Annotated in this window: 7 protein-coding genes; 6 read left to right on the top strand and 1 reads right to left on the bottom strand. The window is 66.5% G+C overall.

Annotated elements, in window-relative coordinates; all coding sequences use genetic code 11:
- Nucleotides 1-4 precede the first annotated feature (4 nt).
- Entirely contained in the window at nt 5-1,057 is a 1,053-nt protein-coding gene (locus AC1Q6Z_RS11115) for an NAD(P)-dependent alcohol dehydrogenase (RefSeq protein ID WP_492647815.1), read from the bottom strand.
- Nucleotides 1,058-1,283: 226 nt separating this feature from the next.
- Between AC1Q6Z_RS11115 and AC1Q6Z_RS11120 the strand changes: the two genes are divergently transcribed.
- From AC1Q6Z_RS11120 to AC1Q6Z_RS11145, 6 genes are all read left to right on the top strand, one after another.
- Nucleotides 1,284-3,167, top strand: coding sequence for a sigma-54-dependent Fis family transcriptional regulator (locus AC1Q6Z_RS11120; RefSeq protein WP_492647816.1), 1,884 nt, complete (start codon nt 1,284-1,286; stop codon nt 3,165-3,167).
- 225 nt (nt 3,168-3,392) lie between these two features.
- Entirely contained in the window at nt 3,393-4,478 is a 1,086-nt protein-coding gene (locus AC1Q6Z_RS11125; RefSeq protein ID WP_492647817.1) for an ATP-binding protein, read from the top strand.
- Nucleotides 4,450-6,780, top strand: a complete 2,331-nt coding sequence (locus AC1Q6Z_RS11130) for a DUF5682 family protein (RefSeq protein WP_492647818.1) — start codon at nt 4,450-4,452, stop codon at nt 6,778-6,780. Before AC1Q6Z_RS11125 ends, AC1Q6Z_RS11130 begins: the two co-directional genes overlap by 29 nt.
- 22 nt (nt 6,781-6,802) lie before the next feature.
- Nucleotides 6,803-10,753 (top strand): DUF4132 domain-containing protein, encoded by a 3,951-nt coding sequence (locus AC1Q6Z_RS11135; RefSeq protein ID WP_492647819.1) that lies wholly within the window; start codon nt 6,803-6,805, stop codon nt 10,751-10,753.
- Nucleotides 10,750-11,889: a VWA domain-containing protein gene (locus tag AC1Q6Z_RS11140; protein ID WP_492647820.1), complete on the top strand. Its 1,140-nt coding sequence runs from the start codon at nt 10,750-10,752 to the stop codon at nt 11,887-11,889. Before AC1Q6Z_RS11135 ends, AC1Q6Z_RS11140 begins: the two co-directional genes overlap by 4 nt.
- Before the next feature lie 3 nt (nt 11,890-11,892).
- A complete protein-coding gene (locus AC1Q6Z_RS11145; RefSeq protein ID WP_492647821.1) occupies nt 11,893-13,824 on the top strand; it encodes a YehQ family protein in 1,932 nt (643 codons plus the stop codon).
- Nucleotides 13,825-13,894: the final 70 nt, after the last annotated feature.

Genomic DNA, 13,894 nt, shown 5'->3' on the forward strand with positions numbered 1-13,894 from the left:
CATGTCAGGGAATGAGCACGGCGCGCCCGTGGATCTTGCCGTCGCGCAGGTCCTTGAGCGCCTGGTTGGCATCAGCGAGCCGGTATTCGACGGTTGTCAGGTCCACGAGCCCGCGGTCGGCGAGCGCCATCAGCTCCGTCAGTTCCGCCCAGGTGCCGACCAGGTTGCCGATGATGTTCTTTTCGGTAATCACCATGTCGACGGTCGGAATGCGGATGTCCTCGCCATAGCCGACGACGTAGTAGCTGCCCATCGGCCGGGTCATCTTCAGGCCCTTCAGCGTCGTGCCCTTCTCACCGACGAAGTCGATGACGGCTTCGGCACCCTGCCCGCCGGTCAGTTCGAGCACGGCCTCCACCTCGTTGCCGTCGGCTTTGACCAGCTTGTCGGCGCCGATCCTGCCGGCAAGCGCCAGCGAAGCGTCGGAGACATCGACGACGATCACGTCAGCCGCGCACATCGCTTTCAGGCACTGGATACCGATATGGCCGAGCCCGCCGGCGCCGATGACGACGACGGATTCACCGGGCAGCAGATGGCGCGTCGCCTTCTTGACGGCACGGTAAGCGGTCAGGCCCGCGTCCGCATAAGGCGCGACTTCCTTGGGTGCCAGCGTCTTCGGCAACGGCACGATGTTGCGCTCGGAGGTGCAGAGATATTCGGAATAACCGCCGTCGCAGTCCAGTCCGGGGAACTTTCCGGGTCCGTGCATGTCGAAGCCGCGCCGGCAGGCAAGGCAGGTGCCACCGGAGATTTTCGGATGCACGATCACCGGATCGCCGACCTTGATGCCCTCGACCTCCTTGCCGATGGCCTCCACCCAGCCGGCGTTTTCATGGCCCATGATCAGCGGCAGAAGCGCGTTGCCGTTCGGGTCCATGTGCGGCCGCCAGACGCCCTCGATGATGTGCAGGTCCGTGCGGCAGACCCCGGCCCCGCCGATGCGCACGATCACGTCGGTGGATTTCTTGATCGTCGGGTCGGGGACATCCTGAAGCGAGACCCACCGTCCCGTTTCCAGCTTGTCGTCATATTGCGTCAGAACTTGCGCCTTCATGCTGATGTCTCCTCCTTCGGCGGGCCAGTGCCCGTTGCAGGGGATTATTCGCAAGCGCCATGCCACATATATAATTCAAGCAATATCAAAAGGATAAGCGGGAAAAGCGACACAAAGACTGTTCACCGCCTGAACGGCGTGGACAGCGGACCTGTCCAGTTTCTGTTCATTGCGCAGGCGCGCGACAAGCAGTTACCCTGCTTGAAATGATGCATGAGGAGGAGACATGCAGCATCTATCGGGAATGGATCGCGCGCGCAGCGCGCTGGAAAAAGGCGAGCGTTTCCCCATCGGCACGCTGCATCCCGTCGTGGCCGACAGCTGGCAGCGCTGCCGCGATTTCGATCTCGACCCGCGCGGCACGCCACGCCACAACGTCGTCGCCTTTGCCGATGTGAAACAGCGGCGCGAGGCGAACGCCGCCATGCGCCTGCTGGCGCTGGCCGAGATGCAGCTCCTGCATTCCCAGATCGCCGGTTCCAATTTCATGATCGCGCTGGGTGACGCGAACGGCGTCGTGCTGGATACGATCAGCGACCAGCACTTCGCCGACAGCGAGGCGGGCCGCGCGATCATTCCCGGCAGCATCTGGAACGAAAGCGAGCGTGGTACCAATGCGCTGGGGCTTGCCGCCCTCGTCGAAAAGCCGGTGGCGATCTATGGCCGGGAGCACTATTTCGCCTGCCACGGCCATCTGAGCTGCATGGCCGCTCCCATCTTCAGTTCGGATGGCAAGGTGCTCGGCCTGCTCGACGCCTCCTGCGCCCATGAAGCCCGGCAGGAGCACACGCACGCTCTGGTCCGCATGGCCGCGGCCCAGATCGAAAACGGCCTCCTCTACCAGAGCCATTCCAAAAGCTTCGTCTTCGCTTTCCATCCGCGCGTGGAATATCTCGACACGCTCTCCGCCGGCCTGGTATCCGTCTCGCTCGATGGCGAGATCCTGTCGATCAACCGTCCGGGCAAGACCCTGCTGGACGGCCTGCCTGCCCTTCTGGGAAACCATTTCGACATGCTGTTCGAAGCCGGTTTCGGCCAGGCGGTGGACGGTCTCCTGAAGGGTGGCGTCATCCGGATCCGCGACCGGGCGGGAAGCGGGGTCTTCATGGTCTGCCGGCAGATCGGCGAGCATGATGCTCCGGTGGGGAAGCGCCCGTCACCATCGATGCCGGCCCTCATCCGACAGGAAAGCGCGCCGGACTTCGTTTCACACGATCCGGCCGTCAAACGATCGCTCGGCGACCTCGCCGAGGCAGCGGTGCTTCGCATGCCCGTGCACATCACGGGGGAAACCGGCACCGGCAAGGAGTTGATGGCGCAGCATGTCCACAAGGTCAGCGCCCGCAAGGGCGAGTTCGTCGCCCTCAATTGCGGCGCCGTGCCGGAAGAATTGTTCATCGCGGAAATCTTCGGCCACGAGCGCGGCGCCTTCACCAATGCACGCGCCGAAGGCTCCATCGGGCTGGCACGCATGGCCGACCGCGGCACGCTGTTCCTCGACGAGGTCGCCGATATTCCGCTGGCGGCGCAGACCTCCTTGCTGCGGTTTCTCGACAGCATGGAAATCCGCGCCGTCGGCGCGCAAAGGACGCAGAAGGTCGATGTCCAGATCGTCTCGGCAACCAATCGCGACCTGGAAAACATGGTGGCGCAGAGGCAGTTCCGGGCGGACCTCTACTATCGGCTGAACGCCTATTCCATCCGCTTGCCGCCGCTGCGCAGCCGGACCGATTTTGCAAGCATCGTGCGCCACCTCATGGAGAAGATGGCGCCCGGAACGCCGGTGACCGATGCGGCAATCGCAACGCTCTCGCAGCGAAAATGGCCGGGCAATATTCGAGAGCTCAGGACCGTCCTGCAACGCGCGCTGGTGCGCCGCTGCGCCGACTATATCGATGAAAGCTGTTTCGACGAGGCCAGCCTTGTGCCCGACCTTGCCCGCGACTGCTGCGACGAGTGTCAGGACAGGCCGCTCAGCCGCGCCAAATGCCAGGAAATCCGGTCGGTCTACGAAAAGACGCAGCAGAACATCTCCCGGACGGCGCGGGAACTCGGGCTGTCCCGCACCACGGTCTACAAGCATGTGCGGACCGTGCAAGCATCGCCCTAACAAATATGAAAAGAATCCGCTAATTTAAAATATGACTAAATAAAGACTATACTCACGAAGGTGAACCGGCGACGCAATAAGCTCGAATTTTTCATTTACGTACGAAGAAAACTGCGCCTTGAAACGTAACCCAGGCGCAATACATTGCCCTTGGCTACCCTTCAGGCAGTCGTGGGCCTTGATCCCGTTTCGACGCAGCCCGCCAGAACAGGACCGATCTGTCGCATGCCTCAACAGACCGCCGCCATCCAACGCCCCCCTGCCGAAATCGCATATCGAGAGGAACTGGGCGCCCTGCGTCGCACCGACAAGGGGCCGCGTCCGCCCGGCTGGGCGCTTTCGCTGCGCGCCGTCAAATCCTTCGTGCTCGGCGGCGACGGGGCGAGCGCCAAGCTCGTCGCCTCCCCCGCCCTCATCGAGCGCGCGATGGTCACGCTCGCCACTTCCCGCGCCCTTCTCCTCATCGGCGAGCCGGGCACGGCCAAGAGCTTTCTCTCGGAGCTGCTCGCCGCGGCCATCGGCGCGGATTCGACGCTGACGATCCAGGGCGGCGCATCGCTTACCGAGGACCAGATCAAATATGGCTGGAACTATGCGCTTCTCGTCAGCGAGGGGCCGAGCCGGCGCGCGCTTGTTCCGGCCCCCCTGCATCGCGGCATGTCGGACGGCAAGATCGTGCGTTTCGAGGAAATCACCCGCTGCCCGCTGGAAGTGCAGGATACCCTGCTGTCGATCCTCTCGGACCGGGTCATGGCCGTGCCGGAGCTTTCCGGCGAGGACGGCATGGTTTTCGCCCGCGACGGCTTCAATGTCATCGCCACCGCCAATACGCGCGACCGCGGCGTCAATGAAATGTCGGCGGCGCTGAAGCGGCGCTTCAACTTCGAAACGGTCTTCCCCATCCGCGACGCGGACGAGGAACTGGCGCTGGTCAAGCGCGAGGCGGCAAAGTTGCTTGCCCGCTCCGGCGTGCCGGCCGCACCCGACGACGACGTGCTGGAGGTGCTCGTCACCTGCTTTCGCGAATTGCGCGACGGCCTTTCGGCCGAGGGCGGCATGGAGCGGCTGAGTTCCGTGATGAGCACCGCCGAAGCCGTCAGCGTCGCCCATGCCGTCGGCGTGCGCGGCCATTACATGCGCGGCGACCGGGGCCGGCCCGAAGACATCATCGAATGCCTTGCCGGCACCGCCGCCAAGGACAATGCGGAAGATCTCACAAAGCTCCGGCGTTATCTGGAGCAGAAGGTATCGAAGCGGTCCGGCGAAGCTTGGAAGGCGTTTTATGCGGCTCGGCATCTTCTCACGCCCTGAGCGCAAGGCCGCGCCGGCAGCAGACGAACGGCTCGTCGTGATCGGCGTCCGGCACCATTCGCCTGCCTGCGCCCGGCTGGTTCGCCAGGCCATCGCGCGCCACCGTCCAGCCTTCGTGCTGATCGAGGGGCCGGCGGATTTCAATCCGCATCTGGCCGATCTCCGGCTCGAACACCAGTTGCCGCTTGCGATCTTCAGCTATCACGCGAGCCAGCACCGTAGCTACGCCTCCTACTCCCCCTTCTGCGCCTATTCGCCGGAATGGGAGGCCTTGCAGGCAGCTTGGGAAGCCGGCGCGACGCCGCTCTTCTGCGACCTGCCGGCCTGGCACCCGGATTTCGGTGAGCGAGCCAACCGCTATGCCGACCCGCATGGTCGCCGTGCCGCCGCGGCCGAAGCGGCCGTGGCCGGTGCGCTTGGGGAGGATGGCCGCGATGCCGTCTGGGACGCGCTCGCCGAACAGGCGCCGGCTGACGAAGTGGAGCGCCGGCTCGACCGCTATTTCGACCTGCTTCGCCCGGAAGGCGGCGAGGACCCGCAGGAACTTGCCCGCGAGCGCTTCATGGCCGCCCATGCCGCCTGGGCGCTGAAGGAGGCGCAAAACCGCAAGGTGGTCCTCGTCTGCGGCGGCTGGCATGCGGAGGCGATACGGCGGCTGGCGCGGGAGGCGGATGGGGAACGGCCCGCCGTCCCGACCCCGGCGGGCGACGAGCGCGCCGGAAGCTACCTCGTGCCTTACGATTACCGCCGGCTCGACCGCTTCACCGGCTATGCCTCCGGCATGCCCTCTCCCGCCTATTACGAACAGGTTTTCGCCCGCGGGCTGGACGCCGCCGCCGACTGGGCGGAAAACGCGATCGCGCAGGCGATGCGGGCCGCCGGACAGGTCGTTTCCACCGCCGACCGGGTGGCCTGGCACACCCATGCACAGGCGCTCGCAATGGCGCGCGGCCACCGCGCGAGGCTGCGTTCGGACCTGCTCGACGCGGCGCTCGCGACCCTCGTCAAGGATGGGCTCGACCAGCCGGCCGCCTGGACCCGCGACGGCGCCGTGCGTGCCGGCACCCATCCCGCCCTCGTCGCCATGCTGAAGGCGCTGACCGGCGAACGCCGCGGCCGGCTGGCGCCCGGAACGCGCCGGCCGCCGTTGATCACCGATATCGAGATCCGGCTGGCAGAGGCGGGGCTGACGCCCGATCATCGCGCCCGCCGGATCGAACTCGACTGGAGCATTGCGGCTGACAGGGAGCGCGCCCACACGCTGAACGCGCTGCGGCTTCTCGGCATGCCCGGTCTCGAACGGCTCGAAGGTCCGCTGGCGCCCCGCACCGCCGCCGCGCGGGAAACGTTCCGGCTGGTTCTCCACCGCGATGCGGAAGGCATGCTCATCGAGGCTTCGCGCTGGGGCGGCACGCTGCCGATGGCGGCCGCCGCCCTCCTCAGCGACCGCGCGGCGCAAGCCGGAGGCGACCTCAAGATCCTCTCCCTTTGCCTGGCCGATGCGCTGTTTGCCGGACTGCTCGTTCTCGAAAACGACCTGACCGCACAGCTCGCGCAGGGCATCACGCTCTCGCACGACATGGGCGCCATCGGCGCGGCGGGTCGCCTGGCCGTCCAGTTGCATCGCTTCGGCGAGATTTTCGGCATCGCCGCGCGGCAAGCACTCGGCGAACTGTGCGAGGCCGTCTTCGACAAGGTGCTGCAGACCGCGGAGTCCATCCACAACGATGAGGAGGGCCTGCGCGCCATCCCGGCATTCGCCGCCTGCCGCGACATGCTGCGCGATTGCCCGGACCTCGATATCGAGCGCGACGCCTTTCTGGCAACGCTTGGCCGGTGCCTGGCGAATGCGGAAACGGCGCCCGCCGTTGCGGGCGCGGCCCTGGGCACGCTCGTGGCCTGCGGGGAAGGCGGCGCCTACGATGTCGCCGGCCGCATGCACCGTTTCAGCCGGCCCGACCAGCTCGGCGATTTTCTGTCGGGGCTGTTTGCGCTGGCGCGCGAGGAGATCGCTGCCGACACGGCCGTCATCGACGCCGTCCGCGCCCTGATCGACGGCTGGCACGACGATGCCTTCCTGACGGCGCTTCCTGCTCTTCGGCAGGCCTTCGCGTTTTTCCCGCCGCGCGAGCGGGAGCGGCTGTCGCGCGTCATCCTGCGTGCGCACGGCGCAAGCGAGGCGCAAGCGGAAATCCAGGCGCTGGAATGGATGCGCCAGCCGGCGCACGTCACCGACCAGACGGCGGCACTGGCACTCGAAGCGATCGTCGCCCGGCGTCTTGCCGATGCCGGGCTGGTTTGATGATGAGATGAGGATAGACAGCATGGAACGCTACGAACTCGTCGAGGGAACCTCCTCAAAATTCTGGGAAGCCGCCGTCGCAGGAACCCGGCTCACGGTGCGTTTCGGGCGGATCGGGACGCAGGGCCAGACGAAGGACAAGGACTTCGACAGCGCCGAGGATGCCGAGAAGGAAAAGAAGAAGCTCGTCAAGGAGAAGACCGGCAAGGGCTATGTGCTGGCGGCAAACGGCGCGGCCGCGCCCGCCACCTCTCAACCGAAACCCCAACCCGCCGAAGCGAAGACGGAAAAGCCCGCGCCAACGGCGGCAGCCGAGATCGAGGAAAAGCCTGTCGCCGAGACACCTCGGGAGCGCGCTCCGGAGCCCGCTCCACTGGAGATCCATCTGGACGAAACCCAGCTAGAAACATTGCTTGGCGAGCCGCTCGCCACCCGCTCACGCCCGCACCCATATCTGGACGCTGCGGGGGCCTGGGCGCAGCTCGTCACCGACCTGCAAAGCATCAAGCCGCTCGTTCGCAAGGAAGGTATCGAGGCCCTAGCCTGGCTGTCGGAGAGGATGGGCGAGACCGGCCCGAAGGACCCTGCCTCCGGCGGCGCCGTCGGCTGGCTGAAATCGAAGTTTGCCGGAAAGGCGGCGGCGAGCCTCGATCCCGGGGAGGCGCAGAAGTGGATCTCGCAGATCCTTCTTGCGAGCGACGGCCTGGTCATGGGGCAGAAGGGCCGCGAGGACAAACGGGCGGCAAGCCTCTTCACCCTGCGTGCCTTCTTCTTCTGGCTCGCCGGCACGGGCGGCGTCGAGGCCCTGGTCGAAGCCGTGCTGCCCTCCATCGGCAATGTCCGCAAGGGCCGCCACGGCTATGACACGTCCTCCTGGAGCGCGCCGTTCGACCTTGCCTTGCGCGATGTGCTGACGTCGCTGCCGCAGCAGGATTACGAACAGGCGATCGGCCTGTTGACGCCTGCCTACCACGCCGAGCAGGACTGGATGAAGAAAACCATCTACGCCTTCGTCCTGGGCGATGACCGGCCGATCACGCACGACCTCACGCCGCTCTCCGTCCTCAACCAGGCCGCCGTTAGCGGCGAGGATATCGGTGCGTGGCTTTGCATGGTGCCGCTGATCGTCGACGCGCCGCCGTCTGCGACGGGCAAATGGCGCGCAAAGCGCTCCTATTTCATGTATTTCACCTATCTCGACGTCCCGCTTTCCGACATCGCGGCCAGCATCATCGCCAATGCGCGGCATTACGGCGAAACGCCGCTGCCCATGCTCGACTGGATGCTCCACTACGGCTACGAAGCACAGCGCACGACGCTGGCCCGCATCATACTCGCCACCGGCGACGATACGGCGCTCACCGTGCTCCTGCCCTACCTGCATGAAAAGTGGATCCGCGCAGCACTCGACGAGGCGATGGCGGCCAATCCGGCGCTTGGCCTGCGCCAGCATCTCGTAACGCTCGCCGCGGGACGAAACGAACCGGTTGTCCGCGCCCGGGTGATGGATTTCATCAAGCAATATCCGGCACAAACCCTGAAGGCCTGGGCCGGCAGCGGCCGGCCGCTCGCCCAGTTGGAACGGCTGCTTGAAACCAACAATGTGCCACTTGCCGCACCCGAAAGCCTGCCAGCGGTCCTGAAGGACCCGCCGTGGCGCAAGAAAGCCGTCAGGAACGAAGACACGGTGCTTGATCTCAAGCCGGTCGCGACACCTTTCCGCTATCACCGCGAGGAGCCTCTGCCGGAAGAAAACCGCTGGCGCCATTCGCGCGCCCGCGTCGTCAAGACGACGGAGGAGCTGATCGCGGCGATCAGCGAATTCGAGGCGAAGGAGCTCTCCGACTGGTACAAGGTGCCGCGATCGCTGTCGGTGCCGCAGTCCGGCGACGACGAGGAGCAGGTGCTCGCCTTCGTCGCGCAGCGCGTGAGCGAAATCCAAAGTGCGCGTTCCTATGCGCTGACCGTGAGCGGATGGAACACGCTGATCGATGCCGTCGAGCAGCAGCCCGACGGGCTGGCGATGACGCTCTGGGGATGCCCGGGCGTGCTGGCGAGCTATTTCATGGGCGATGTCTATCCGCGCATGATGGCGCGCTTCGGCGAGAGGGCGCTTCCCGGCCTGCTGCGCCAGGTCGAAAGCGATCCGATCGGCATGCTCGACAAGGTGAAGGACGTCGATGCGGCGGAGCTCGCCCCGCTCGCCGCCCGTGCACTCCTGAAGCTCAAGAAGGCACGCCTGCCGGCCATGCATTGGCTGCGGAGCCACCGCCAGACGGCGATCACCCGGCTTATCCCCGACGCGGTCGGCAGGAAGGGCGCGGCACGCGATGCCGCGGAGCATACGTTGCGCTGGCTGATTGCCGACCGGGCGGAGACGCGTGAGGAAATCGAAACGAACGCCCGCACCTACGAGGCGCAGTCCGCCGATGTGCACAAGGCGCTCGCCGAGGTTCTCGACCGCGACCCGCTCGGCCGTTATCCGGCACGCATCGCCAAGCTGCCCGCCTGGTTCAAGCCCGCCGCTCTTGCCCGCCCGGCTCTGAAGGCGGGCGGCGCGTTTCCGGACGAGGCGGTCACCGCCCTTGCGGAGATGGTGTCGTTTTCCACGCCGGAGGCGATCTATGCCGGCATCGACGTCGTCAAGGACGCCGCGACCGCCGACAGCCTTGCCCGCTTCTCCTGGGACCTGTTTTCCGCCTGGCTGGCGGAGGGCGCGCCGGGCAAGGACGGCTGGGCGCTGCGGGCGATCGGCTGGCTCGGCGACGATGAATGCGCCCGCCAGTTGACCCGGCTGATCCGCAAGTGGCCGGGCGAATCCGCCCACCAGCGCGCCGTGACCGGTCTCGATGTTTTGGCCGATATCGGCACCGACGTCGCCCTGATGAACCTCAACGGCATTGCCGAGAAACTGAAGTTCAAGGGCCTCCAGGAGCGGGCGCGCGAAAAGATCGCCGTTCTCGCCGAGGCACGCGACCTGACGCCGGAGGAACTGGCCGACCGGCTGGCGCCGGACCTCGACCTCGACGAGCGCGGCGGCATGGACCTCGACTTCGGCCCACGGCGCTTCCGCGTCGGTTTCGACGAGTTCCTGAAGCCCTGGGTGAAGGACGAAACCGGAAAGCGGCTGAAGGACCTGCCGAAGCCGGCGAAATCGGACGACGGAGAGCTTTCCGCCACCGCCGTCAAGACATGGGCGGCCCTGAAGAAGGATGCGCGCGCGGTTGCAAGCCTCCAGATCACGCGGCTGGAAAACATGCTGTCGACCTCGCGGCGGGTGGCCCCGGATGTCTTCTGGACCTTCTTCGCCAGCCATCCGCTGATCCGCCACCTCACCCAGCGCCTGGTCTGGGGCATCTATGACGACCGCGATCCGCGCACCGCGCCGACGACGATCTTCCGGGTCTCGGACGATCTTTCCGTCACCGATGCCGCCGACGACACGCTCGATCTCGACTTTTCGGCGAGCGCGGCGGGCTTCATCGGGCTCGTCCATCCACTGCACTTGCCAGCGGGCGGGCTCGATGCCTGGGGTGCGCTGTTCGGCGATTACGAGATATCGCAGCCCTTCGCGCAGCTTGGCCGCGAGATCCACACGCTGAGCGAGGCGGAGAAGACGACGCGCGAAATCGACCGCTTCGAAAACCTCAAGGTGGAATCGGCCCGCATCCGCGGCATGGCGTCCCGTGGCTGGCAGCTGGGTTCGCCACAGGATTCAGGCTGCATCTGGTGGCTGGAGCGGCCGGTCCGGTTCGCGGACGGCACGACGAAGGACGCGATGTTCTACTTCAGCGACGGCCTCTTTGCCGGCGCGGCGGACTTCGAGGACAAGCTCCAGACCCTCGGCAAACTCTCGCTGGAGCAACCCTATGGCAACAAGGGTGGCACCAGGACCTTCGGTGAACTCGATCCAGTGACGGCGAGCGAAATGCTGCGCGGACTGGCGCTGCTTGCGGAAACGGCGGTGAAATGACCGTGCCAGCGCTCGATGCCCTGACACGGTGGCGCCTCGTCCTTGGCGAGGCGTCGGATGGGGCGTGCCGCTCCGCCGGCGGTGCACTTGCCGGCGAGACGCTCGCCATGGACGCGGCGCTCGACTGGCTGTACGGGCGCGAGGAGGAGGACGGCACGCGCAACATCGCGCGCCAGGGCGGACGCGGCGGCTCGGCGCTGACGACGCCGCAATGGATCAACGACATCCACCGGCTCTTCCCCAAGGAGACCATCGAGCGGCTTGAGCGCGACGCGATCGAGCGTTATGCGATCGACGACGTGGTGACGAACCCGGACGTGCTGGCGCGCGCCGAGCCGAACGAGACGTTGCTGAAAGCAGTGCTCCGCACCAAGCACCTGATGTCGCCCGACATCCTCGTCTTGGCACGCAAGCTGGTGCAGGAGGTCGTGCGCCAGCTGATGGAAAAGCTCAGCCGCGAACTGACGCTCGCCTTTTCCGGCGTGGTGGACCGGAGGCGGCACAGCCGGTTCCGCATCGCCAGCGACCTCGATTTCCGCCGGGTGGTGAAGGACAATCTCAAGCATTACGACCCCGAGACACGCAAACTGACGGTCGAAAGGCTGCATTTCTTTGCCCGCAACCAGCGGCACATGAAGACCTGGCAGATCATCCTGCTCGTCGACCAGAGCGGCTCCATGCTGGATTCGGTGATCCATTCGGCGGTGACCGCCGCCTGCCTTTGGGGGCTGCCGGGCGTTCGCACCCACCTCGTCGCCTTCGACACCAATGTCGTCGACCTGACGAAGGACGTTGACGATCCGTGCGAGCTGCTGATGAAGGTGCAGCTCGGCGGCGGCACGGACATACAGGGCGCCGTCGCCTATGCGGCCGGCCTCATCGAACAGCCTGAGCGGGCGATCGTCGTTCTCATCTCCGACTTCTACGAGGGCGCGAGCCCTGCCATGCTCGAACAGCGTGTCGCCTCGCTCACCGCCCAGCGCACCCTGGTGCTCGGCCTTGCGGCGCTCGATTCGGAAGCGGCACCCGCCTATGATCGCGAGATGGCCCGCCGGCTGGTTGCGGCCGGGGCGGAAGTGGGCGCGATGACACCCGGCGAGCTGGCCGGCTGGCTCGCCGAGAAGATCGGACGCTAGCGCATGGCCCGTTCCGACCTGATCGCGCTGACCGACGAAGGGCTCGTGCAGCTTTCCAATGCAGGCCTCGTCAAGCGGGCCGTTCGCGAGCTTGCGGCCGGAAGCGGACCCGCCATGGCGGAAGCGTCCGACGGCACGATCGAAGCCCGCTTTTCCGACGGCACGCTGACCCGGCTCACCCCCGGCCAGGGTCTCGCCGATGCGAGCTGCACCTGCCCCTCCTCAGGCGTATGCCGCCACCGCATCATGCTCGCCGTCGCCTATCGGGCTGAAGCGACGGGCTCGGATGCGCCGGCAACACCAAACTGGAACCCCGCCGCGCTGGACCCGGGCGTCTTCGAAGCAACGCTGGCACCATCGACGAAAGCGGAACTCTCCCGCCTCATGGCATCCCGCCACACGGTGCGGCTCGAATACGGACAGACGCCCACGGCGCATCTGCCAATGGCAAGCGTGCGCTTCCTCGTGCCGGATGACCTGTCCTATGCCCGTTGCGACTGCGTGGAAGGCCAGCGCTGCGCTCATATCGCGCTGGCAATCCGCGCCTTCCAGGCCGCCGAGGGCGGCAGGGAAACGGCGATCGGCGGCGGCCACGTCGTGGACAGCGGCGGCTCCAGGGACATGCTCCGCGAAGCGTGCGACGCGGTCGTTTCCCGCCTCATCGAGGCCGGTATCACGGCCGGGCCGGCTGCCTATGAGCAATCGCTTGCGGCCGCGCACCGCCATGCCGAGGCGCTCGGCGCGGCGCAGATGCTTCTCGTTCTCGGCGCGCTGCGCGAACAGATAGAGGCCTATGAAAGCAGGAGTGCCCGCTACGACGAGCGGGCCGTGCTCCGGCTTGCCGCAGAGCTTTTCGCCCGCACGCGGGCTGGCGACGCCGCCAGCGCGCTTGGCCTCGGCGAACCTTTCGAAACCGCCATGGGCAAATCGCGCCTCGTCTCGCTCGGCGCCCGGCTCCAGCAGGAGGGTACGGATATCCGCGCCTCCATCCTGCTCGCCGACAGCGACATGGGCGCCACCATGCTGATCGAGAAACTCTTTTCCCCGCTGCCCGCCGACCGCGAAACCTTCCAGGCCTCGGTGGTGCGCCGGCAGATGGCGCCGGGCCTGCCGGTTGCCGGCATCGGCCGCGGGCAGATCCTCACCAGCGTCGCACGCCGCCGTGCCGACGGCCTTCTCGGCCTCGGCAGCGGCAGCGGCGGGCGCACGCAGGTCATGCCGCGCGATGCGGTTTTCGCCTTTCCCCAGCCGCTCGCGACGACACGGCTTGCCGATGTCGCGGACGCGCTTTCCGCCCGTCCCATCGCACTGCTGCGGCCACGCAGGCTCTGCGATGCGGTGCATGTCTTCGAGGTCGAGGCGGTCCTCGGCCAGTCCTGGGCGCCCGGACGCCAGATATGGGAGGCTGCGGTGCGCCTCAAGGGCGACGGCGGCACGCTCTATCTGGAGCGCGAATTCGATGCCAGCGCTCCCGGTGCGACCGGCGTGCTGGCTGCCGCGCTTGACGGCGCGTGGGGCGCGCTCCGCCAGGTGGCCGGACCGGTGAGAATGGAAAGCGGCGCGCTCGTCTGCACGCCATGGTCGCTTTCGGCCGACCGTTTCATCGTTCCCGATCTCGATGTCGCCGAAGAGCAGGATAGCGTGATCCCCGCGGCGATGGATGCGCCGCCCGACCTGCTGGACGAGACGGAGCGGCTCCTCAGCGGCGTGCTGCACGCAGGAAGCCGCGCGCGACATGCCGTCGATGCCATCGCCACCTCGCTCCATGCTCGGCTTGACGGCGCCGGCTACCGCGCCATGGCCGAGCGGCTTTCCCTTTGGAAGAAAGCGCCAGCAACGGACCTCACCGATTTTTTCCGTGCCGCGATCTGGCTTTTGACAGTGCAGGAAAGCCGCGCATGGAGCCAGCCGACCTTTAGCGACCGTATCGAGTGACTAGAGAGATGTCTTTGCTCGCGAATTTATCGGTTTGTCCCGCCGTCTCCAACTTGCCGACACCATAAGC

The organism is Shinella sp. GW835-FHT14H05, assembly GCF_058793575.1.

What these genes read in the sequence shown, in the direction of transcription:
- AC1Q6Z_RS11115 (WP_492647815.1), bottom strand. Translation starts at nt 1,057, where the DNA reads ATGAAGGCGCAAGTTCTGACGCAATATGACGACAAGCTGGAAACGGGA.
- AC1Q6Z_RS11120 (WP_492647816.1), top strand. Translation starts at nt 1,284, where the DNA reads ATGCAGCATCTATCGGGAATGGATCGCGCGCGCAGCGCGCTGGAAAAA.
- AC1Q6Z_RS11125 (WP_492647817.1), top strand. Translation starts at nt 3,393, where the DNA reads ATGCCTCAACAGACCGCCGCCATCCAACGCCCCCCTGCCGAAATCGCA.
- AC1Q6Z_RS11130 (WP_492647818.1), top strand. Translation starts at nt 4,450, where the DNA reads ATGCGGCTCGGCATCTTCTCACGCCCTGAGCGCAAGGCCGCGCCGGCA.
- AC1Q6Z_RS11135 (WP_492647819.1), top strand. Translation starts at nt 6,803, where the DNA reads ATGGAACGCTACGAACTCGTCGAGGGAACCTCCTCAAAATTCTGGGAA.
- AC1Q6Z_RS11140 (WP_492647820.1), top strand. Translation starts at nt 10,750, where the DNA reads ATGACCGTGCCAGCGCTCGATGCCCTGACACGGTGGCGCCTCGTCCTT.
- AC1Q6Z_RS11145 (WP_492647821.1), top strand. Translation starts at nt 11,893, where the DNA reads ATGGCCCGTTCCGACCTGATCGCGCTGACCGACGAAGGGCTCGTGCAG.